Source organism: Cytobacillus sp. FSL W7-1323, from assembly GCF_038595015.1.
GTDB lineage: Bacteria > Bacillota > Bacilli > Bacillales > Cytobacillaceae > Cytobacillus > Cytobacillus kochii.
Map to the genome: position 1 here is coordinate 1,754,101 of NZ_CP151998.1, position 21,272 is coordinate 1,775,372.

Consider the following 21,272-nt stretch of genomic DNA (forward strand, 5'->3'; position numbering starts at 1 on the left):
CGGTTCAATAATTTTGCTAAAAACTTATTAGTTACAACGATTTTATTGATTTATTTCTTTTGAATTGTGATTGTCCAAGCTGCATCTCCAAGTTGTTCATAGTTGGTTACTTGGTGACCAGCTTCTGCAGCCCAGCGTGGAAGACTTTCAGTTGCTTGTGTACAATCAAATTGAATAATTAGTTCATCTCCTGATTGGATCGATTCAATTGCAGACTTTGCTTCCACTAATGGAAATGGACAAACTTGACCCATTACTTCTAATGTTTTTTGCATGTTTGTTTCCCCCTATACAGCTTGTTGTGATGTCGTACTTTGAGAAGCACGTCTTTTCTGTGGTCTAACATAGACAAAGTAGGCAGCGGTCCAAGTACCTAAAATAATAAATAAGAGACCGATCCATCCTTGCCATGTCATCATTGAAGTCATTACTAGTCCATTGCCTATTGAACAGCCACCGGCAAGGCTAGCTCCAAACCCCATCAATAATCCACCAATAAAACTATTTATACCTGTTTTTTTATCAGGCATTCTAAAACGAAATTCTTTGCTGCCTTTGGCTGCGATAAATGATCCTATGAAGATTCCTAATACAAGAAACACTCCCCAGTTAATAAATGCAGCATCACCAATCACTAAATATTGTAGAATGTTAGCAGATGGTGTTGTAATGCCTAAACCAAACATTCTACCTGTAGCAGCGCTTAGTGGCCATGCAAGGAGAGCGATTAGCCCAACAAGAATTGCAGTGACAAATGGATGCCATCTTTTTTCAAACAATAAATGGCTAAGTCCAGTACGTTTAGGTTTTAAAGATGGTATCGCAATTTTTGGCTTTCTAAGCTCTCGATAAACAAGACCGCCAGTTATAAGTAATAAAGCGATAATGAAAATCCAGTTGCTTATACCAAATGTAGCAGCAATTGAGTTTTCCGGTAAAGTAATTGAACTTATTTCTGTATTTAAAGGTGCGAGTACGCCTGTTTTCATAACCGCAGCCATTACCATATAAGCGAACAGAGCAATCCAGCTACCTAGTAAACCTTCTCCCGCTCGATACCATGTACCAGTCGCACAACCACCTGCTAATACGATGCCGATACCAAATACAAAAGAACCAAAGATAACTCCTAACCAAGCGAAATTACCAGCAGTGAAATCGATGATTCCTAATTGAATAAGAGTAAACACGCCAATACTTTGCACGCAAATAGCAATGAGTAAGGCATAAAACATTCGATTATCTTTTGCGATGAACATATCACGGAAGCCCCCTGTTAAACAGAAGCGCCCACGTTGCATAACAAAGCCTAATAACGCACCGCAAATCAATCCAGTTATTAACATTTGTATCATATTTATCCCCTCTAATTCCGAGTAAACTTATAAGCCTTTACGAATTATGATGATAAAGGATAGACAGAAATATTGTCAAGGGTTTTTTAAATAAATGAAAATAGATGTATGAATAATTGTTGTTAAGTTTGACAATAACTGGATTAATCGTATCTGGAAGGGGAGTAGAAAATGTTGAGTCGTCGAATATTTATCGTATGCCTTCTCTTTTTTCTTAGTGGATGTACGAGTAATGATCAGCAATCAATTATTAATCATCACGCAGATGCTTTATTGACGAAAACAAATGAATTACAATTTAGATTTCAGTTAAATGATAAAGTGTTATTAGAAGAAGAAGCTTATGTCATTAAAGTCAATATTCATAATAAAGAACTAGCCTTAGCTTTAGGGGCAGATGAAATCTTTTATGGTAATGAAAACGGGCAAGCGGTAGAAGTGATTGAACCTGAAGGGAATAAAGATTTCTTCATCTATATGGAACCCATACCACTACAAAAAGATTTACATGTTTTTGACATTGAAAATATGATTGAGAATCAAGCAGTTTCTATCGAAATAATCAATAATGAGCATAGTGTGGCGAAGGGTTATTTAACTCATTTTTCTTCACAACTTTGATAAACCGTTATCTTTCAAATAGTAAATATAAATGATAGAATAATCAATATATTTATTTTGAAGGAGAGAGAGAATGAATAAAGAAGAGACGAAGATTGGTTTTATTGGTACAGGAGTGATGGGGAAGAGTATGGCTCTCCATTTGATTAAAGCAGGCTATACAGTCCTGGTCTATTCACGTACAAAAGAAAAAGCAGCTCAATTAATATCTCAAGGGGCTAGTTGGATTCATTCACCTAAAGAATTAGCCAAGCAAGCAAACATTGTTATTACTATGGTTGGCTATCCTGATGATGTGAAATCAATCTATCTAGGTGAAGAAGGATTAATTGAAAATGCAAATCCACATACTTATTTAATCGATATGACAACGTCAACGCCTACTCTTGCGAAAGAAATTGCTGAAAGGGCAAAACAAAAAGAGATTTATGCAATTGATGCGCCTGTTTCAGGTGGAGATATAGGTGCTAAAAGTGGAAAATTGTCTATTATGGTGGGTGGTGAAGCTACTGCCTATCAGGCAATTTTACCAATTCTAAAATATATGGGCGAAAACATTGTCTATCAAGGAGTTGCTGGAGCTGGACAACATACAAAAATGGCCAATCAAATAGCAATAGCCTCGAATATGATCGGTGTTTGTGAGGCGATTATTTATGCAGAAAAAGCAGGATTAAATAGTGAGAACGTATTAAAAAGTATCACTAGTGGGGCAGCTGGGAGCTGGTCACTTTCTAATCTTGTCCCACGAATGATTTCTGGTGATTTCTCTCCAGGTTTTTATATAAAACACTTTATTAAAGATATGACAATTGCCTTAGATGAAGCGGAAAAAATGGGAATGGAAACACCTGGCCTAAGGTTAGCGCGAGAAATGTATGAAAAATTAGCTGCTGAAGGAGAAGGGGATAGTGGAACACAGGCATTATATAAATATTGGGAAAGATAGTTTTTTATAAAAAGAAAAGCTTTGTCGGCAGGAAGTGGGCCGACAAAGCTTTTTTATTGTTTTTCAAGAAAAGAAGCTAATCGATTTAAACCCTCTTCCAATGTAGTCATTGAATAGGCAAAAGATAATCTAAAATAACCTTCCCCGTAAGAGGAGAAAGCACTGCCAGGCACGACAGCGACACCTGATTGCTTCACTAATTGTAAACAAAAATCGAATGAGGATATTTGTTTCGATGGAATTTTTACAAAAAAGTAAAACGCTCCGTTCGGTTTAACCACCTCAAGATTCATCGCTTTTAGGCGCTGAAAAACATAATCCCGTCTTTTCTTATATTCTTCCTTCATGGGGAGAGCATCATCTATCCCTTTTGTTAATGCTTGTAGCGCAGCCATTTGCGAGATAGATGAGGCGCAAGTCACATTATATTGATGAACTTTTAAGATATGCTTAGCTATTTTCTCTGGAGCAAATAATAACCCGATTCGCCATCCAGTCATGGCATGTGATTTTGATAAGCCGTTAATGACAATGGTTTGCTCTTTTAATATTGAGCCAATGGAGAAATGTTGCGAATCAAAGCTTAACTCACTATAAATTTCATCTGCAACAATAAAAATATCTTTTCCTCTTATTAGATGCGCAATCTCTTCGATTTCACCTTTAGATAAACTGACACCAGTTGGATTTGATGGGTAAGGTAAAATAATTGCTCTTGTGTTTTCATTGATAAGAGGAAGTATGACGCTTGCTGTCATTTTGAATTGATTTTTTGTTATATCTGCATAGACGGGTGTTGCCCCGCAGAGGCGAATAATAGGCTCATAGCCGGGATAAACCGGGCCAGGAAGAATAACCTCACAATTTTCATCTAATATTGTTCTTAAAGTAATATCTATTGCTTCACTAGCTCCTGAAGTAACAATCACTTCAGTTGATTCATCATAATCTAACTGATATTTTTCTTTAACAAAATTAGTTGCTGCTGCTCTTAATTTCAAATCGCCCGCATTATGTGTATACGATGTATAATCTTCATCAATCGCTAATTTAGCTGCTTCTTTTACATGTGTGGGTGTGGAAAAATCAGGTTGTCCGATAGTCAAAGAAATCATATCTTTTGTATCTGAGACCATATTAAAGAATTTTCTAATACCCGAAATTTCAATGGATTTAACTTTTGGATTAACTAAATGTTCCAATGGATTCACCTCAAATTAAAAATAATGAGAACGGTTCAAACATATTTATATGTAGTGTAGTTATACAAACCATTTGCGAAAAAAGATTTATTTTAATTGATTTTGTTGTCTTTCTACATTGATTCTTTTCCGAATACATGGTTTTATCTCTTTATTGTACAAAAGTTTTCCTATAGGATAAACCTTTTTCTTATGTAGCTTTATTTACAATTTCTTAACTGCTAATAAATAAGGTTTTAGAAAAAAGAGATAAAATAAATTCTAAAAAATGGTATGATGAAAGAAAAAATTACCTAATTTTAATTTGCAAATGTAGAGGGGAGAATGAGAGTGGAAATAGAAAGAGGATTAAAAAAGAAAAAAGGAAATCAATCGTGGAAGGCATATTTAACCTTACCCATTATTTCATGGGCATTATATGATTTTGCCAATACGATTTTTTCCTCCAATATTAATACCATTTTTTGGCCATTTTATATGCAGGAAATTATCGGGAATAATGAAGTACAAGAACAATTAGCGAATACTTTTATTGCTTACGCGAATTCAATAGCCAGTTTTTTATTGGTGATTTTTAGCCCATTGTTTGGTGTCCTCATTGACAGAACAGGGAGAAAGAAAAAATATATCGTTATCTTTACCTTGTTATCTGTAAGCTTTACCATTTTAATGGGCATATTTGCAGAGGTAAATTTGACAAGTACCATCATGGGTGTTCCTTTGTATTTAGCCCTCGTAATAGTCTCATTTATTATAGCGAAGTTTTTCTTTCATTCAAGTCTTGTTTTCTATGACACGATGATAGCTGATTTAGGGAAAAAAGAAGATGTTCCTCTTATATCTGGATTTGGTGTTGCTATAGGATATTTAGGTACATTACTAGGGTTAACTGTATATTTATATGTAGGAAACAGTGATTTCCATCATGCTTTTATTCCAACTGCCATTTTATTTTTATTATTTTCATTACCTTTATTCTTTTTTATAAAAGATAATCCGAAAAAAGTACAGGTCGAAAACAAAGCTTCTTTCTTGTCAGGATATAAGGAGATTTATAAAACTTTTAAAGAAATAAAATCACATCGGGTAATTTTTACATTTATGATTGCTTACTTTTTCTTAAATGATGCCTTAGCAACAACAATCGCAATGATGGCACCTTATGCGAGCACCATTGTTGGCTTTTCTGCAGGAGAATTTATCCTACTGTATTTAGTTTCAACTGTATCAAGTATTATTGGCTCTTTTATTTTCGGTTATATTACCAAATCAGTTGGTGCTTATCGGGCCATTAGATATGTGAGTCTGCTCCTATTAGTTGCTTTAATAATCGGTACTTTTGCCGTTAATGCCTGGATGTTCTGGATAGCTGGTAGTATGTTTGGAATCGCTCTAGGATCCATGTGGGTAACATCGAGAACTTATATTGTCGAACTTACACCAGAAGATAAGAGAGGCCAGTTTTTTGGATTATTCGCGTTTTCCGGCAAAGTCTCATCGATTATTGGCCCGTTTATTTTCGGAACGATTACGTATCTGCTTGCTTCTCACGGTAGTATAGCTAGTAGGTTTGGGATGGGCTCCTTAATCGTCTTAACGCTAGTGGGATTATTCTTCTTAAATAGGATTAAGCCTGAAGAGAACTAAAAATCTACTTCTTCTTATCTATACTTATTGTTTTTAGCCGATATAAGCTAAGGGTAAGAAAAAGATTGAGAGGAAGACGTTTATATGATTTCAGAGAGACAATCAGTTGTAGAAAGCGGCATGAATGAACTAGAAATAATTGAATTCAAAGTAAATAATCAACATTATGGAATGAATGTTTATAAGGTGAAAGAAATTGTTGCACCATTGGCGATTACGCCTATTCCACATGCCCATCCATTTATTTTAGGGATTACACAACTAAGAGGTGAAGTTTTGCCCGTTATTAGCTTAAGAAATGCATTGGTTTCCAATCAAGACTCGTATACACAAATTGTTAAAGATGACAGTAGTTTTCTCATTGTAGAGTTTAATAAGCAAAAGGTAATATTTCACGTAGATGAAGTAAGGCAGATTCATCGTCTGTCATGGGATCAAATTGAAAAACCTGATGATATTTATAATAATGATAATAGTTATACACTTGGCGTAGTAAAACAATCAGAAAATATGATTCTAATGCTTGATTTTGAAAAAATCCTGACTGATATCAATCCCAATATTGGTTTCTCCAAAGATGATTTACAAGCGGATATTGCTGGTGATAAAAAGAATGCGAGAATTGTTATTGCTGAAGATTCCCCAATGCTACGCAGTATATTAAAAGAAACATTAAATAAGGCTGGCTTTCAGCAGTTACTTTTCTTTGAAAATGGAGAAGAATGTTATAACCATTTAGCATCTGATAAAAATAAAGTCGATCTTGTTATTACTGATATTGAAATGCCATTAATGAATGGTCATTTTCTGACAAAATATATTAAGCAAGATAGTAAACGGCAATCCACACCTGTAGTTATTTTTTCATCGCTTATTACGGAAGATCTTCTACATCAGGGAAAGAAGGTTGGTGCAGATGCACAAGTAAGTAAGCCTGATATCCAAAACCTTGTAAACGTCATTTTAGAGTTATTGTAAATAAAGTGACAGGTGCACATTATTGCTTGGCATTTTCTCATTTACTTGTTTGTTTAAGCTTAGAATTTAATTAGATTCCATTTTTATCTCTAGTAGAATTGGATTTTCTCCAATATAAAAACCGAACCATTTGCTGTGACCTCACGTAAGTAGACAGGTTAAGATATCTGAATACTTACGGGAGAGCGCCAATTGGTTCGGGTTTTTTGGTGTATAGCTTTGTTTAGGTAGAATAAACTAGACTTCAATCACTTCATTTTTATTTAAAAAGGTAAGGTACTATTTTAGAAGTAGGATTCCCCTAGTTTTTTAAATACAGGTTTTTCATATTTATTTGATTTACGATTATTTGGATGATGTTGGCCTTCTTTTAAACCGGTATAAGTCATGAGTAGCTTTTTGGCTTGGCTTAAAGAAATAGAGGAGCGTGGATTTCTTACTGACGAGTCCAGGTTTCCTAAATGGGGCAACGCTGTAAAATCCATTTTTGAAGGTGGTAAGTGAAAGGTGTAGGCACCACACTTAATTAATACGTCTGATTGTTGTTGGCTATTTTTTGGGTTTCGTGAATAATGTAGACCAATCTTTTTTGCTTTACCCTCCTTCAGAAGTTTTTGTAGCGAATCATGTTTCACTTTATATAAAAACTTCGGATTTGGAGCCGTTTTGGCGTGACGGTTAACGGTGAAGATTGCTTGTGAGAGGTTTTCTACCGTTGGTTTTAACTGAGGGTGGTGCTCATTGCTTGCAGAGTTCAATTGAAGTACTCCTTTCATATTTTAGAAAAAATTAAATTATTAGTATACATTATACCCCTTTTTAAGGAAATACAAAAGGGTAAGTTCAAATACGCTATAATTTATTAAGTAATAACGACTGAAGTTCCATTGGGAACTAAACTAGCTAATTCAAGCACATCACTATTATGCATTCTAATACATCCTTTCGAAACAGCTTTACCTATTGAACTCGGGTCGTTTGTGCCGTGAATGCCGTATCCCTTCTTAGAGAGTGATAGCCATAATGCCCCAAAAGGACCTCCAGGGTTTGGTTCACGGTTAACGATAACGAATTGACCTACAGGTGTAGTTGTTAACATCTTACCAACTGCAATCGGATATGTTTTCACTAATTGTCTGTTTTTGTATAAGGAAAGCGTTCTTTTTTCTTTGGATACAACAATAGAATAGGGAATATCTGATGAATTAGGGAGTCCAGGAATTATTATTTGTTGCCCGATATAAATAACTGATGGATTAACAATAGCAGGGTTTGCTAATAGTAATTGGTGATAGGGTATACGGTAATTTGCAGCAATCAGCTGCATCGATTCTCCAGGTTGAACAATATGATACATTTCCGATCCATCCTTTCTAGAGAAGGGTACCATATATATATGATAGGAGAAGTTGTAACATACATTTTTTTAAATGAATAGGAATGTGGTGGATTATTTTTAAGGTGAGCTTTCATTTTAATGAATAACTCACCCAATATAATAAAAAAAACGATGTTATTGACTTTTCAAAGTAAAGATTGTTAGTTCGGGCCGACAGAGAAAACGAAAAGGTAGTCTTGTTGTCCCAATTCCTCTATTAACGTATAATTTAAGTGGTTTTTCATCCCCTACATCATAAAAACCTTCATAATAAACTTCTCCAAAGGGTGGCTTTACCAGTGCACCAATGAAGGGGATTTGAATTTGTCCACCGTGACTATGGCCGCTAAATTGAAAGTCTACATGATATTGACTTGCTTCATCAGCTAAGTCAGGGGCATGTGATAGAAATATATGATACCCGTCATTAGGTATGTCCGCAAAAGTAGTTTGGAAATTTGGTTTACCGAGCATCGCATCATCAATGCCTGAAATATATATGCTCTCATTATTAATGGTTACTTTTTTACTCTCGTTAAGTAAAACCTCAAATCCCGACTCTTCCATTATCTCTCTGTAAATATCAGAACCATATCCACCGTGATCATGATTGCCATAGATAGCAAATTTACCAATCGATGCATGAAGTTTTGATAATATGGGACTAATTTGATTGATGTAAGGATACTCATTAGGTTTGTCCATTAAATCTCCAGTGAAGAGAATTAAATCAGGCTGGAATGAGTTAATTTTATTCATTAATTTTTTGAGTTCATTTAAGTCATAATGAAAGCCTAAATGTGTATCACTGAATTGTACAACTTTTAAATTATGAAAAGAGTGGGGTAATTGAGGTTTGATGATGTTATGATGAATTACTTGTAAATATTTCGGCTCAATATCACGTGCATAAAAAAAGCCACCAGTACCGATAGCGGCTAGAGCTACGAAAGATCCCATACTTTTTTTTAAAAAACTTCTCCGAGTCATTTTATCTGCCATTACATTATACCAACCAATCTCTTTAATATACTCTCTCATACTATCAAATATATGAACGAAAAAACAGCAAAGACCAATATTTCCAATCATTGATAACAATTTGTAATAATTAACTAGAAAAAATTGTAAGGGTGTATAGGTTAATAGTTTTTACACACATATATATAATTTTAATTTTCGACCTATTGGCAATATGTAGGGGAGAATATGATATAATGGGATATCGTATTAAAAGTTCAGATAAATGGGAGTGCCACTTTATGGAACCATTAGAAATCTTACAAGACAGCAAACATATTATGCCGTATTTTTTTCCGATATTTAGTGCGGATGAGCATAGAATTATCGGTTATGAAGTGATTGGTAAGTTTATAACTGAAAATAATGAGATTGATTTGAAGTCATTTTTAGCTGACGATTCCATACCAGAAGAATATCGTAATAAAGTCGATGATATTTTGCTGGAAAAAGCGTTAGAGCATGCTATTCAAATGAAAGATGATGTAATGATATATATTAATCGAAATGTTGATTTGCTATTAAATCAAGATAGTGAGCATCTACTGAATATTTTAAAACAATATGAGGATCAAGGTATTGCGTTAGATCGAATTGTCATCAGTATGACGAAAAGAACACCTATCGATGATGATTTTGACTATTTGGATCATTTCATTAGTTATTATCGTACATATGGCATTAAAATTGCCATCGACAATTTAGGAGAAGCGAATAATAATTTAGAGCAGATTGGGAAGTTAGCACCAAATATTTTAAGAATTGATTTAAAAGCTTTACGTTCTTCATCAAATAATCATCATTATCAAGAAATTCTTTATTCTCTATCGATGTTAGCCAGAAAGATTGGTGCAACATTATTATTTGAAAATATTGATATGGATTTTCAGTTACAGTTTGCTTGGAGAAATGGTGGGAGATATTACCAAGGAGACTATTTACATAAAGCTGGAAGTGTATTTGTTGATCGAGATATCTTGAAGGAAAAATTAAAAGAAAAATGTCATCAATTTATCACCTATGAAAAGAAAAAATTGCACTCATTACACACGATAACTGAAAAGTTTAACGAAACGATGACAGAATACTTACAGAAAAACCATGTATATGAATCTTATGTGCCATTCCTGACAAAACTAGCAACGAAGTTAGATCATGTTGCCTTTAGGTTATATATTTGTAATGAAGATGGTTTTCAACAAACACCAAATATTTTTAAGAAAAATAAGAATTGGATACAACAAGATGAATACATGCATAAAAATTGGAGCTGGAGACCATATTTTTTAGAGCATATAATGAGAATGAAAAGTAATAAAAAAGGTTTATTGTCAGATTTGTATACAGATATTGAGACGGGAGAAACAATTAGAACTTTTTCTTTTCCGTTAACAGCAACAGAGTATTTATTCGCAGATCTTTCCTATGATTTTTTATATGAGAGAGACGGGCTATTATAGGTAAAGGCAATATCAACCAGCATAATTCATACTTTAGCGCACATCCTATCTTTACTAGAACGTATTATGTAAAGGAGTGAAATAGGGTGAGCGGCTGGTTAATTGCTTTAATAGTTATTTGTTTAGTTCTCATCGTTTGGTCATTGATATCCACTTCATCTATATTAAAGGAAAAAGCATCAACGAATAAGGAACTGGATGCAGACATCCCCGATGAGGTGAAGAAAAGACCTTATTTATTCAATCCTATCCTTGTCGTCTATGTTGTTTTTTTTGTTGCCTTAGCAGCCATTACAATCTTTTACGTTTTTCGATAATTTCCTCTAAAAAGGCTTCCTCTTTTGACCTGGAAGCCTTTTTTATTCATTGATTATTCTTCTATATCTAATAATTCTTTTAGCTTTTCTAAATTAAATCCGCTAATCACTTCGTTTTCGATAACGACCGTTGGGGTTGAGTAGGAATGATATGTTTGTGTTAGTTCTTTCATTGCTTTAGGGTCTTTTTTAATATCTTTTTGTTCAAAAGAAAATCCGTAGTCTTTTAAAAACATTTTAGTAATTTCACACGGTGGGCATTCTGGTTGTGTATAAATAGTAATTGATTTCACGTACAATCATTCCTCCTGAAAAGTCGAACTTTGAAAAAATCTGGACTTTTTTTATTCTTTTACTTGTGTAATCATACCATATTAATTATCCTGTTAATATTGGCATGTGAAAAAAACGGTTTAGTAACCGCTTTTTTAGAAGTAGGATAAAAACATGCCTAGAGAGAAACCTTAAGTTAAAGGGTTGTTTTGGAAAGGAGATAAACAATTGTCACAATTACAAGGCATATTGACTAGATTAAAGAATTTACAAGAGCAGGCAACTGGCTCAGAACCCACACAGAGATTTTTTGAGGTGAATGGTGAAAGAAAATGCCAAGTTACTTATCATCCGAAAAACGAAACATTCGAATTGGAAGTTTACAATGACAAAGAGAAGCCTAAACGTTATCAATTTGATAATGTTGATATGATAACAATTGAAGTGTTCGAGCTCATTCAGTAATCATACCCTTATAAGCGGAGAGACCAACTAAATGGTCTCTTTTTTTTATTTGATATAAAAATTACGGGTAAGGAAGGCAAAACTTATCACCACACCACCTGCTCTTGCTTACGTAGGGATACAAAAAAGCGAACATTCAAGATGATATTCAATCCTCCAAAATACAATGAGGGGCTAATAAATGAATGAAGCAACAGATAAATTATATTTAGAGAGTAAAACATGTTATCGAGTTAAATAAGGATTTGTCTTCTTCATTCCCATCGGCTAAATAATTTCATCGTTCTTCGGTCATTCTATAAAAGAGGTGATGTTGATATGGTACCAGAGGTTATTTGTCCAAACTGTGATAGAAGAGCGAAGATGGATAAAACACTTACTGCGCAATCAAACCAAAACTTGATTTTTCATTGTCCTTACTGTCAATATCGTAGTAGAAATATTCATACAAGTAAAGGATAGGTTTATGGGGTAAATATAAGGCAGATATGAGGAAACTATGATAAAATCATAATTGAATACAAATCATTAAAGTTTGAGGAGTTTTCAAATTATGATCAGTCTCCACAGTGAAGAGTTTTTAGAAATTGATATTAAAGACTTGCTCATTCCTTCAGAGCGAGTGGCACATGTTCAAATCGGCAATAATTTAGAGCACACCCTTTTAGTTTTGACGAAAAGTGGTTACACAGCTATTCCTGTCTTAGATCCTCACTATAAGCTCCATGGATTGATTAGCACTCCAATGATTATGGAATCTATTCTTGGGTTACAGAGAATTGAATTCGATCAATTGGAAGAAAAGCGTGTAGAAGAATTTATGAATCATGATATACCACGCCTAAATATTAATACTTCTCTTAGAAATGCCACAGGACTATTAGTCGATCATCCATTTATTTGTGTTGAAGATGATGAAGGGTACTTTGAAGGTATTCTTACCCGTAGATCCTTATTAGTTCAACTGCAAAAAGCATTGCATAGCAAAAAGAAGAAGGACTAAAGAGCTCCCAAAAGATATTGGGAGCTTCCGTCTGTCAAGATTATTCCCCCACTTGCCCGAATGTGAAGGTGAGTGGTGTGAGTTTTAGAGGTGGTGAACGTCAAAAGTGGCTTCTCTATCGGAATTCCATATGTTAAGTGTACTTGCACAAGAAATGAATATGCGTAAAGCAGCTGAACGTTTGTTTGTATCACAACCAGCTCTTTCTCAAAGGTTACAAAATATCGAGAAAGAATGGGGAAGTAGATTATTCGTACGATCTCAAAAGGGATTGTCCTTAACACCAGCAGGTGAAATGGTCATCAAGTTTGTAAATGAGGTCGTGATAGCTGAGGAAAAGGTAAAAGAATCGATTCAGTCTTTAAATACTGAAGTATACGGGACATTGAAAATTGCTGTAGCTTCCATTGTCGGGCAAAATTGGTTACCTCAAGTATTAAAGAAATTTGTTAATACCTATCCTCAAGCGAAAATATCCTTGATTACAGGCTGGAGTAGTGAAATTTTAAGGTCACTTTATGATGACGATGTACATATTGGGATTATTCGCGGTACACCAGATTGGAAAGGTGTTAAGATACCTTTATTTAAAGATAGTCTGTATCTTGTTGATACAGAGATTAAGGATACAAATCAAATATTAGAAACCGATCGGCCCTTTATTCAATTCAAAAGTGATTCAAATTATTATCAAGAGATACAAGACTGGTGGCTAAGGAAATTTAAGACACCACCGAAAAGGACGATTGTAGTCGATCAAATTGAGACCTGTAAACAAATGACCTTAAACGGGATAGGTTATGCGATATTACCTGCCATTACATTAACGGGGATGGAGAAAAATATATTTATTAGTCCCCTAGAGGATGAAAACGAACAACCTATTAGTCGTGATACATGGTTACTTGGATATGAATCAGCTTTTGAGCTGAAGCAAGTACAAGCATTTGTCGAATTAATTAAGCAACATATAGCTGAAGAACAAAAATGATAATATCACTTGTTTTCAATGCGTTAGTTTGTTAAATTAATTCTAGTTAGTTTATACATATATGAACATCAAAGGAGGAATTACAATGAAAATGATGGATGCAAATGAAATCATTTCTTTTATTCAAAATAGTACAAAATCTACACCTGTAAAAGTCTATATTAAAGGTGATTTAGAGAATATCGATTTTGGTAGCTCAAGTCAATCTTTTCTGAATGGTCAAAGCGGTGTTGTTTTTGGTGAATGGGCTGAAATTGAACAAGCAATTAAGAATAATGAAGCGAAAATTGAAGATTATGTAATCGAAAATGATCGCCGTAATTCTGCTATTCCATTATTAGATATGAAAAACATTAAAGCACGTATTGAACCAGGTGCAATCATTCGTGATCAAGTTGAAATTGGCGACAATGTGGTCATTATGATGGGTGCTTCTATTAATATCGGTGCTGCTATCGGAGAAGGAACAATGATCGATATGAATGTTGTTCTTGGTGGACGAGCAACTGTCGGTAAAAACTGCCACATTGGTGCAGGTTCCGTATTAGCAGGTGTGATTGAACCCCCTTCTGCAAAACCAGTTATTGTTGAGGATGACGTAGTAATTGGGGCAAATGCAGTTATTTTAGAAGGCGTAACAGTTGGTAAAGGTGCTGTTGTTGCAGCGGGTGCAATTGTCATTGATGATGTAGCACCTAATACAGTTGTAGCTGGTACACCAGCAAAGGTCATCAAACAAATTGATGAAAAAACAAAATCAAAAACAGAAATTAAGCAAGAACTTCGTCAACTTTAATCATAAGGTAAAATGAATATAGAAAAAGCGTGGAAGTTTATTTCCACGCTTTTGTATATGGAGGAGAATGGTAGTTGATTGATAATCTATTTGTGAGAATACGCCGAGACTTGCATAAAATACCGGAACTAGGATTTCAAGAAGTGAAAACACAGAAATATTTATTAGAATATATTGCCTCATTGGATCAAACGCGAATGGAAGTAAAAACGTGGAGAACTGGTATTATCTTAAGGATTAAGGGCTTGAATCCGTCCAAAACGATTGGTTACAGGGCAGATATAGATGGTCTGCCAATTGATGAAGAAACAGACTATCCTTTCCAATCTACGCATAAAGGAAATATGCATGCCTGTGGTCACGACTTTCATATGGCAATCGCACTTGGTGTAATAACTAATATCGTCAATCATCCAATTAATGATGATATGGTATTTATTTTTCAACCTGCTGAAGAAGGACCAGGTGGAGCCAAGCCGTTATTAGAATCAGCAGAATTTCAACAATGGAAACCTGACATGATTTTCGCTTTGCATATTGCACCAGAATACCCTGTTGGTACAATCGCTGTGAAAGAAGGACTGTTGTTTGCTAATACGTCAGAATTGTTTATCGATTTAAAAGGCAAAGGTGGCCATGCAGCGTATCCTCATCAAACAATAGATATGGTCGTAGCAGCATGCTCTTTAGTTAATCAACTTCAGACCATTGTTTCAAGAAACATTGACCCTCTTGATAGTGCTGTTGTAACAGTAGGAAAAATCACTGGTGGTACAGTACAAAATATTATTGCTGAAAATGCAAGAATAGAGGGAACGATCAGAACGCTCTCACCAACATCGATGAACAGAGTAAAACAAAGAATTGAGGCTCTTGTACAAGGAGTAGAAGTGGGCTATGAATGTCAAACAACAATCGATTATGGAAGTAATTATTATCAAGTATACAATGATGAAGTGTTAACCGCCGATCTCATGCAATTCACAGAAGGCCATAATGAAGCAAACCTATTTATTTGTAAAGAAGCGATGACTGGTGAGGACTTTGGTTATATGCTACGTGAAATTCCCGGTTTTATGTTTTGGCTAGGAGTTAATTCTCCTTTTGGTTTACACCATGCACGTCTTAAGCCGGATGAGGGAGCAATTAATTTAGCGATTAACTATATCGGTGATTACTTGAATTATAAAGGGAATAGGGCGTAATCATTTCACATCAATCGAGCGCACGCTCAATTATTTTCATCGCCTAGCTCTTTTTGATAATATAATAATATAGATAATAAATTGAATAATTTAGAATAAATCCTAATTTAAATTCATTTTAATTTACCTTGACTATTATCAATAAGAAATGTATAATTATTATCGATGAACAAGTTGCAAATGAGAATATACATATCAATTCTTGTTTAGTACATAATTACTGGAGGGAATTAATCATGGCAGAACGTATGGTAGGAAAACAAGCACCAAGATTTGAAATGGACGCTGTATTGGCTAATAAGGAATTTGGTAAAGTAAGTCTTGAAGAAAATATGAAGAATGATAAATGGACAGTTCTTTTCTTCTATCCAATGGATTTCACTTTTGTTTGCCCAACTGAAATTACTGCAATGTCAGATCGCTATGATGAATTCGAAGATCTTGATGCAGAAGTAATTGGTGTATCAACAGATACTATTCACACTCATTTAGCATGGATTAATACTGATCGTAAAGAAAATGGACTTGGTGATCTTAACTATCCATTAGCTGCGGATACAAACCATGTTGTATCACGTGACTATGGTGTCTTAATTGAAGAAGAAGGTGTAGCACTTCGTGGGCTATATATCATTAACCCTGAAGGAGAGTTAATGTATTCAGTAGTAAACCATAACAACATTGGCCGTGACGTTGATGAAACCCTACGTGTGCTTCAAGCACTTCAAACGGGTGGCCTTTGCCCAGCTAACTGGAAACCAGGTCAAAAAACTCTATAATTCATTTAGAGTCTTATAAACCCATTGTTGGGTTACATAAGAAAAGAGGCCTAACATTCGTTTGTTAGGTCTCTTTTCTTCAGAGTTATATATTCATGAAGGGAGATTGACTATATGAAATTACGTGCGCCAATGCCTGAATTAACGGGAGCAACAGAATGGTTAAATGGACAAGTGACAAAAGAGGAGCTTATTGGTGAAAAGCCAACACTTATTCATTTTTGGTCTATCAGTTGTCATCTATGTAAAGAAGCCATGCCTCAAGTGAATCAATTTAGAGATGAATATAATGGAAAGTTAAATGTGATTGCTGTTCATATGCCAAGGTCTGAAGATGATCTAGATTTAGAAGAAATCAAGAAAGTGGCTGCAGAACACGATATCACACAACCAATTTATGTTGATAGTGAACATAAATTGAATGATGCCTTTGAAAATCAATATGTCCCTGCTTATTATGTATTTGATAAAGAGGGTGTTCTTCGTCACTTCCAAGCGGGTGGTAGCGGAATGAAAATGTTAACAAAGCGCGTTAATCGTGTGTTGGATGAAATGGAGAAAGCTGAATAAAGGGTAGCTTAAAAGCTGAGATTCATAAATCTCAGCTTTTTTTATTGAAATCGAAAAGATAAAATGAATCACTACATTTATGGCTTTTCCATTCATAAATGTGGTAGAATAATGTTCGTTAATAGGTGATAATTCGGAGGTTTACTTATGAGAAAAAACTTTGTTGTCATTGGTCTAGGTAGATTTGGTGGTAGTATTTGTAAAGAGCTAACGGAACAAGGGATGGAAGTAATGGCCATTGATTCGAATGAGGCAAGAGTGAATGAGTTTTCAATTATTGCCTCTCACGCAGTAGTAGGTGATACAACAGATGATGCTGTTATTAAAAGTTTGGGTTTACGTAACTTTGATCACGTAATTGTAGCCATAGGAGACGATATTCAAGCAAGTATACTGACAACATTAATGTTAAAAGAAAATGGCGTTAAAAAAGTAACTGTTAAAGCTCAAAATGATTATCATGGCAAAGTATTAAGTAAAATAGGGGCAGACGTCATTGTGCACCCTGAAAGAGATATGGGGATTAGGATTGCTCATAAGTTAGCCTCCAATAGTATACTTGATTATTTAGAGTTATCTGATGAGCATAGCATCGTTGAAATTGAAGCAAATGAAAGAATTGGCGGCCATTCGATTATTGATTTGGATATAAGAGCGAAGTATGGTGTGAATATAGTAGCAATCAAACGCAGGTCAAGTATTATTGTCTCGCCACAAGCTACGGAAATTATACAATATAAAGATGTACTTATTGTTATTGGGGCAGATAATGATATTAATCGTTTAGAAAAAAAGATGTTAAGCTAAAAAAAAGCATTCGAGGTAAACTCGAATGCTTTTTATCATACTTCCATAATGATAGGTAGTATCATTGGACGGCGTTTTGTTTTTTCATATAAGAACGGAGCAAGTGTATCTGTAATTTCATTTTTAATCTCAGACCATTGTGTTGTTTTTCTTTCCATCACTTTATTTAAATGTTTAGCGATTAAGGATTGTGCATCATTGATAAGGTCTCCAGATTCTCTCATGTATACAAATCCTCTGGAAATTAAGTCTGGGCCAGCAGAAATCTTAAACTCTTTCATGTTAATACTAACAACAACCACAACTAGTCCTTCTTCTGATAGAATGCGGCGGTCACGTAGAACAATATTTCCTATATCGCCAATACCATTACCATCGATATACACATTACCTGATGGGATTTTCCCTGCAACTTGAGCAGTCTGATCACTGAGGGCTAGCACATCACCATTGTCCATGATGAAAATATCTTCTTCATTCACACCACAATCTATAGCTAGGCCAGCGTGCATTTTTTGCATGCGATATTCACCGTGTATCGGCATGAAGAACTTTGGTTTAATTAATCTTAACATAAGCTTTTGCTCTTCTTGTCCACCATGTCCTGATGTGTGAATATTATTTAATTTACCATAAATCACTTCGGCACCAGCGCGTGAGAGACGATCAATTGTTCTACTTACACTAATCGTATTACCAGGTATTGGTGAAGAAGAAAAGACAACAGTATCACCAGGGTGAATCTGTATTTGGCGATGTGTACCATTTGCGATTCTTGAAAGTGCTGCCATCGGTTCGCCTTGACTTCCCGTACAAAGGATAGTGACTTGGTTAGCAGGTAGACGATTAATTTGCTGTGCATCAATAAATGTATCTTTTGGTGCAGTAATATAACCAAGCTCTTGACCAATATTAATTGCAGCTTCCATACTTCTTCCGAACACTGCGACCTTTCTTCCGTTCCTTACAGCTGCTTCTGTTACTTGCTGAAGACGATGAATGTTCGAAGCAAAGGTAGCAAAGATAATTCTACCCTCTACTTTACGGAAAATATCTTGAATGCTATCTCCGACTTTTCTTTCAGACATCGTAAATTCAGGAATTTCACTATTTGTACTATCTGAAAGTAAGCAAAGGACACCTTCTTTACCAATCTCAGCGATTTTAGTTAAATTAGCAGGTTCGCCAACTGGCGTAAAATCAAATTTAAAGTCTCCAGTATGAACGACTTGACCTGGAGGAGTTTTTACAACAATCCCATAAGAATCAGGGATACTATGCGTTGTTCTAAAGAATGTCACAGAAGTTTTTCTAAATTTAATGATATCATCTTCCTGAATCTCATATAACTTCGTCTGTCTTAGTAAACCATGTTCTTCAAGCTTATTTTTTAATAAGCCTAGTGCTAGTTTTCCACCATAAATGGGGATATTTATCGTTTTTAATAAATACGGAATCCCGCCGATATGGTCTTCGTGTCCGTGCGTAATAAACAAACCTTTAATCTTGTCTTCATTCTTCTGTAAATAAGTGTAATCAGGAATAACATAGTCAATCCCTAATAATTCATCTTCCGGAAATTTAATTCCCGCATCAATTAGGATAATCTCATCTTGGAATTGTACTGCATACGTATTTTTTCCGATCTCTCCAAGACCACCAAGAGCGAATACAGCAGTCTGGTCATTTTTAACAAATTTCATAAATTATTCAATCTCCAATACTTTAAAATCTTGATGGTCTTGCTCATAAGCTAAGTAGTCACCTTCAACTGCTGTAACAAACTCAATATTGATTGGACGCGTTTTTAGTTTAGTTCGGACGTCCCTTTCATTTTTACCTTCTACATACACGGTTTTTGTGTGCTCACGTACAGGCACTTCTTTCGCGGACTCTTGATAGTAAACTTTAAATAACATAGGGTATCTCTCCTTATTCCGTAGTCTTTATCTATATTTTTAAAAAGTAACATGAGATATAGGATAAGATATCGTCACATGTAAGTATATTAAGGAAAAAAGACTGCTCATACATTGACTAATTATTTATTTTTAGTATGGTTACCTACCAAGGTAACAAAGACCTTTTTTAAGGAATCAATGTTTAGCATTACTTACTCGACTTTACATCGTATGTTTAAATAATTTATAGACTAAGCCAAATAGTTGTCTTATATACTTAACATCGTTGGATTTCTTAACACAATCTTATGTATTTACTTAGTTAAAGCGTTAATTGTATAATAAAATTAAATCAGTCTAGAGGCTTTCATCATCATGCCCATTCTTATTTATGTCTAAAACAGTGACTTTTTATTTTACGAATTGCTATTTCATTTCTGAAGTCATGTATGTAATTAAGTGTATTGATTATAAATTTACAATAATGAAGGAGCCCTTCGCAAGTTTGAAGGGCTCAAAATCCGTTTTCACTACTATTTGTCATACTTTAAACACTCTTCGATTCAATTCCCTTAATCCTATTGTATACGATATGTCTGTAAAGTAAAGCCTTCGGTTAGAGTTTTAGTAAAAAATGTTATTGACTGTAGTTGTTTGACATATTAAACAAGAAGGTTATAAGGTTTTAGTGGTGGAAATCGTAATAAACCGAAATCATTTATCATGTAGGTAGAAAAAGGAGTTATAAAATGAAAATTGTATTTTTTGATATAGACGGGACTTTGCTCAATAAAGAAAATGTTATACCTGATTCAACGAAAAAAGCGGTCAAGCAGTTACAGGAAAATGGCATTTATGTAGCGATTGCTACAGGAAGAGCTCCATTTATGTTTAAGCATATTAGAGAGCAATTAGATATTGAGTCTTTTGTTAGTTTTAACGGTCAATATGTTGTGTTTGAAGGAAACGTCATCTATAAAAACCCATTAAATAAGGTCCAGTTAAGACAATTAGAGAAACATACACATAAAAATGGTCATCCGATGGTTTATTTAAATGAAGAGACAATGAAGTCATCTGTTTCTCATCACCCATATATTCAAGAAAGTATGGATAGCCTAGATTTTCCACACCCTGAAGAAGATGCTATTTTCTATGAAAAGAAAGAGATTTATCAGGCACTTGTTTTCTGTAAACATGAGGATGAAAGCCTATATTTAGATGGTTATGACGAGTTTGGCTTTGTAAGATGGCATCGTGTATCTACTGACGTTGTCCCAACTGGAGGTACAAAAGCAGAAGGGATAAAAGAGATGATTAAGAGACTAAACATCAGTATGGAAGATGTATACGCTTTTGGTGATGGTTTAAATGATATTGAAATGCTTGAGGCCAGTGGTGTCGGTGTTGCTATGGGAAACGCTTTTCCAGAAGTTAAAAAAGTCGCAAATATGGTGACAGAACATGTAGATGAAGATGGGATATGGAAGGGTTTAAGAAGGCTGGAATTAATATAACGAAAGACCTGGGTAAAGATTAAAATGGAGGGGAGTAA

At 34.7% G+C, this 21,272-nt stretch carries 24 protein-coding genes; 15 read left to right on the forward strand and 9 right to left on the reverse strand.

Annotation, left to right across the window (positions count from 1 at the left end; translation table 11 throughout):
* Positions 1 to 50 precede the first annotated feature (50 nt).
* Complete coding sequence (locus tag MKX67_RS09160) at positions 51 to 275, reverse strand: sulfurtransferase TusA family protein (protein WP_095369708.1); 225 nt, start codon at positions 273 to 275, stop codon at positions 51 to 53.
* A gap of 12 nt (positions 276 to 287) precedes the next feature.
* Entirely contained in the window at positions 288 to 1,355 is a 1,068-nt protein-coding gene (locus tag MKX67_RS09165) for a YeeE/YedE family protein (protein WP_224937836.1), read from the reverse strand.
* A gap of 171 nt (positions 1,356 to 1,526) precedes the next feature.
* Here MKX67_RS09165 and MKX67_RS09170 point away from each other — a divergent pair, with 171 nt between their 5' ends.
* Together MKX67_RS09170 and MKX67_RS09175 are read left to right on the forward strand one after the other, a co-directional pair.
* Positions 1,527 to 1,976, forward strand: a complete 450-nt coding sequence (locus MKX67_RS09170) for a hypothetical protein (RefSeq protein ID WP_095369706.1) — start codon at positions 1,527 to 1,529, stop codon at positions 1,974 to 1,976.
* Positions 1,977 to 2,049: 73 nt separating this feature from the next.
* Positions 2,050 to 2,925, forward strand: a complete 876-nt coding sequence (locus tag MKX67_RS09175; protein WP_307314695.1) for an NAD(P)-dependent oxidoreductase — start codon at positions 2,050 to 2,052, stop codon at positions 2,923 to 2,925.
* A 53-nt stretch (positions 2,926 to 2,978) separates the two neighbouring features.
* Here the strand turns inward: MKX67_RS09175 and MKX67_RS09180 are convergent, their stop codons facing one another.
* The gene (locus MKX67_RS09180; protein ID WP_322909196.1) at positions 2,979 to 4,127 is read right to left on the reverse strand and encodes an aminotransferase A; all 1,149 of its coding nucleotides are present in this window, start codon (positions 4,125 to 4,127) and stop codon (positions 2,979 to 2,981) included.
* Between the two features lie 330 nt (positions 4,128 to 4,457).
* Here MKX67_RS09180 and MKX67_RS09185 point away from each other — a divergent pair, with 330 nt between their 5' ends.
* Complete coding sequence (locus tag MKX67_RS09185) at positions 4,458 to 5,774, forward strand: MFS transporter (protein WP_095369703.1); 1,317 nt, start codon at positions 4,458 to 4,460, stop codon at positions 5,772 to 5,774.
* A gap of 84 nt (positions 5,775 to 5,858) precedes the next feature.
* A complete protein-coding gene (locus tag MKX67_RS09190; RefSeq protein ID WP_095369702.1) occupies positions 5,859 to 6,752 on the forward strand; it encodes a chemotaxis protein in 894 nt (297 codons plus the stop codon).
* A gap of 284 nt (positions 6,753 to 7,036) precedes the next feature.
* Here the strand turns inward: MKX67_RS09190 and MKX67_RS09195 are convergent, their stop codons facing one another.
* The 3 genes from MKX67_RS09195 to MKX67_RS09205 all read right to left on the reverse strand — a co-directional run bounded on the left by MKX67_RS09195 (position 7,037) and on the right by MKX67_RS09205 (position 9,132).
* On the reverse strand, positions 7,037 to 7,510 hold the full coding sequence (locus MKX67_RS09195) for a YkyB family protein (protein ID WP_095369701.1): 474 nt from the start codon (positions 7,508 to 7,510) through the stop codon (positions 7,037 to 7,039).
* A gap of 104 nt (positions 7,511 to 7,614) precedes the next feature.
* On the reverse strand, positions 7,615 to 8,109 hold the full coding sequence (locus tag MKX67_RS09200) for a L,D-transpeptidase family protein (protein ID WP_307314687.1): 495 nt from the start codon (positions 8,107 to 8,109) through the stop codon (positions 7,615 to 7,617).
* Between the two features lie 156 nt (positions 8,110 to 8,265).
* A complete protein-coding gene (locus tag MKX67_RS09205; RefSeq protein WP_322909670.1) occupies positions 8,266 to 9,132 on the reverse strand; it encodes a metallophosphoesterase in 867 nt (288 codons plus the stop codon).
* Between the two features lie 260 nt (positions 9,133 to 9,392).
* On the opposite strand from MKX67_RS09205, the gene MKX67_RS09210 reads away from it, so the two are divergent.
* Positions 9,393 to 10,610 (forward strand): EAL-associated domain-containing protein, encoded by a 1,218-nt coding sequence (locus MKX67_RS09210; protein ID WP_322909197.1) that lies wholly within the window; start codon positions 9,393 to 9,395, stop codon positions 10,608 to 10,610.
* 86 nt (positions 10,611 to 10,696) lie between these two features.
* Entirely contained in the window at positions 10,697 to 10,927 is a 231-nt protein-coding gene (locus tag MKX67_RS09215) for a hypothetical protein (RefSeq protein WP_095369698.1), read from the forward strand.
* Positions 10,928 to 10,980: 53 nt separating this feature from the next.
* Here the strand turns inward: MKX67_RS09215 and MKX67_RS09220 are convergent, their stop codons facing one another.
* Positions 10,981 to 11,220 (reverse strand): glutaredoxin family protein, encoded by a 240-nt coding sequence (locus tag MKX67_RS09220; protein WP_095369697.1) that lies wholly within the window; start codon positions 11,218 to 11,220, stop codon positions 10,981 to 10,983.
* Between the two features lie 208 nt (positions 11,221 to 11,428).
* Here MKX67_RS09220 and MKX67_RS09225 point away from each other — a divergent pair, with 208 nt between their 5' ends.
* From MKX67_RS09225 to MKX67_RS09260, 8 genes are all read left to right on the forward strand, one after another.
* Positions 11,429 to 11,665, forward strand: coding sequence for a YkuJ family protein (locus MKX67_RS09225; RefSeq protein ID WP_095369696.1), 237 nt, complete (start codon positions 11,429 to 11,431; stop codon positions 11,663 to 11,665).
* 553 nt (positions 11,666 to 12,218) lie between these two features.
* Positions 12,219 to 12,668 (forward strand): cyclic-di-AMP-binding protein CbpB, encoded by a 450-nt coding sequence (cbpB, locus tag MKX67_RS09230; RefSeq protein WP_307314679.1) that lies wholly within the window; start codon positions 12,219 to 12,221, stop codon positions 12,666 to 12,668.
* 106 nt (positions 12,669 to 12,774) lie between these two features.
* Positions 12,775 to 13,659 carry a LysR family transcriptional regulator gene (locus tag MKX67_RS09235; RefSeq protein WP_095369693.1) on the forward strand — a complete coding sequence of 295 codons (885 nt, stop codon included), beginning with the start codon at positions 12,775 to 12,777 and terminating at the stop codon, positions 13,657 to 13,659.
* 85 nt (positions 13,660 to 13,744) lie between these two features.
* On the forward strand, positions 13,745 to 14,455 hold the full coding sequence (dapD, locus tag MKX67_RS09240) for a 2,3,4,5-tetrahydropyridine-2,6-dicarboxylate N-acetyltransferase (RefSeq protein WP_095369692.1): 711 nt from the start codon (positions 13,745 to 13,747) through the stop codon (positions 14,453 to 14,455).
* A gap of 74 nt (positions 14,456 to 14,529) precedes the next feature.
* Complete coding sequence (locus MKX67_RS09245; protein ID WP_307314675.1) at positions 14,530 to 15,660, forward strand: N-acetyldiaminopimelate deacetylase; 1,131 nt, start codon at positions 14,530 to 14,532, stop codon at positions 15,658 to 15,660.
* Positions 15,661 to 15,896: 236 nt separating this feature from the next.
* Complete coding sequence (locus MKX67_RS09250; RefSeq protein WP_095369690.1) at positions 15,897 to 16,439, forward strand: peroxiredoxin; 543 nt, start codon at positions 15,897 to 15,899, stop codon at positions 16,437 to 16,439.
* 114 nt (positions 16,440 to 16,553) lie between these two features.
* Positions 16,554 to 17,009, forward strand: coding sequence for a TlpA disulfide reductase family protein (locus MKX67_RS09255; RefSeq protein WP_095369689.1), 456 nt, complete (start codon positions 16,554 to 16,556; stop codon positions 17,007 to 17,009).
* A 147-nt stretch (positions 17,010 to 17,156) separates the two neighbouring features.
* On the forward strand, positions 17,157 to 17,816 hold the full coding sequence (locus MKX67_RS09260; RefSeq protein WP_095369688.1) for a TrkA family potassium uptake protein: 660 nt from the start codon (positions 17,157 to 17,159) through the stop codon (positions 17,814 to 17,816).
* A 35-nt stretch (positions 17,817 to 17,851) separates the two neighbouring features.
* Here the strand turns inward: MKX67_RS09260 and rnjA are convergent, their stop codons facing one another.
* Together rnjA and MKX67_RS09270 are read right to left on the reverse strand one after the other, a co-directional pair.
* Complete coding sequence (gene rnjA / locus MKX67_RS09265; protein WP_307314671.1) at positions 17,852 to 19,519, reverse strand: ribonuclease J1; 1,668 nt, start codon at positions 19,517 to 19,519, stop codon at positions 17,852 to 17,854.
* A 3-nt stretch (positions 19,520 to 19,522) separates the two neighbouring features.
* Positions 19,523 to 19,735 carry a DNA-directed RNA polymerase subunit epsilon gene (locus MKX67_RS09270; protein WP_095369686.1) on the reverse strand — a complete coding sequence of 71 codons (213 nt, stop codon included), beginning with the start codon at positions 19,733 to 19,735 and terminating at the stop codon, positions 19,523 to 19,525.
* Between the two features lie 731 nt (positions 19,736 to 20,466).
* Here MKX67_RS09270 and MKX67_RS09275 point away from each other — a divergent pair.
* Complete coding sequence (locus tag MKX67_RS09275; RefSeq protein WP_307314667.1) at positions 20,467 to 21,234, forward strand: Cof-type HAD-IIB family hydrolase; 768 nt, start codon at positions 20,467 to 20,469, stop codon at positions 21,232 to 21,234.
* The last annotated feature ends 38 nt before the right edge of the window (positions 21,235 to 21,272 follow it).

Excerpts from the sequence above, each read along its gene's own strand:
- MKX67_RS09270 (WP_095369686.1), bottom strand. The coding sequence starts at position 19,735 with ATGTTATTTAAAGTTTACTATCAAGAGTCCGCGAAAGAAGTGCCTGTA.
- rnjA (WP_307314671.1), bottom strand. The coding sequence starts at position 19,519 with ATGAAATTTGTTAAAAATGACCAGACTGCTGTATTCGCTCTTGGTGGT.
- MKX67_RS09165 (WP_224937836.1), bottom strand. The coding sequence starts at position 1,355 with ATGATACAAATGTTAATAACTGGATTGATTTGCGGTGCGTTATTAGGC.
- dapD (WP_095369692.1), top strand. The coding sequence starts at position 13,745 with ATGAAAATGATGGATGCAAATGAAATCATTTCTTTTATTCAAAATAGT.
- MKX67_RS09275 (WP_307314667.1), top strand. The coding sequence starts at position 20,467 with ATGAAAATTGTATTTTTTGATATAGACGGGACTTTGCTCAATAAAGAA.
- MKX67_RS09250 (WP_095369690.1), top strand. The coding sequence starts at position 15,897 with ATGGCAGAACGTATGGTAGGAAAACAAGCACCAAGATTTGAAATGGAC.
- MKX67_RS09160 (WP_095369708.1), bottom strand. The coding sequence starts at position 275 with ATGCAAAAAACATTAGAAGTAATGGGTCAAGTTTGTCCATTTCCATTA.
- MKX67_RS09210 (WP_322909197.1), top strand. The coding sequence starts at position 9,393 with ATGGAACCATTAGAAATCTTACAAGACAGCAAACATATTATGCCGTAT.
- cbpB (WP_307314679.1), top strand. The coding sequence starts at position 12,219 with ATGATCAGTCTCCACAGTGAAGAGTTTTTAGAAATTGATATTAAAGAC.
- MKX67_RS09255 (WP_095369689.1), top strand. The coding sequence starts at position 16,554 with ATGAAATTACGTGCGCCAATGCCTGAATTAACGGGAGCAACAGAATGG.
- MKX67_RS09190 (WP_095369702.1), top strand. The coding sequence starts at position 5,859 with ATGATTTCAGAGAGACAATCAGTTGTAGAAAGCGGCATGAATGAACTA.
- MKX67_RS09200 (WP_307314687.1), bottom strand. The coding sequence starts at position 8,109 with ATGTATCATATTGTTCAACCTGGAGAATCGATGCAGCTGATTGCTGCA.
- MKX67_RS09205 (WP_322909670.1), bottom strand. The coding sequence starts at position 9,132 with ATGGCAGATAAAATGACTCGGAGAAGTTTTTTAAAAAAAAGTATGGGA.
- MKX67_RS09175 (WP_307314695.1), top strand. The coding sequence starts at position 2,050 with ATGAATAAAGAAGAGACGAAGATTGGTTTTATTGGTACAGGAGTGATG.
- MKX67_RS09170 (WP_095369706.1), top strand. The coding sequence starts at position 1,527 with ATGTTGAGTCGTCGAATATTTATCGTATGCCTTCTCTTTTTTCTTAGT.
- MKX67_RS09260 (WP_095369688.1), top strand. The coding sequence starts at position 17,157 with ATGAGAAAAAACTTTGTTGTCATTGGTCTAGGTAGATTTGGTGGTAGT.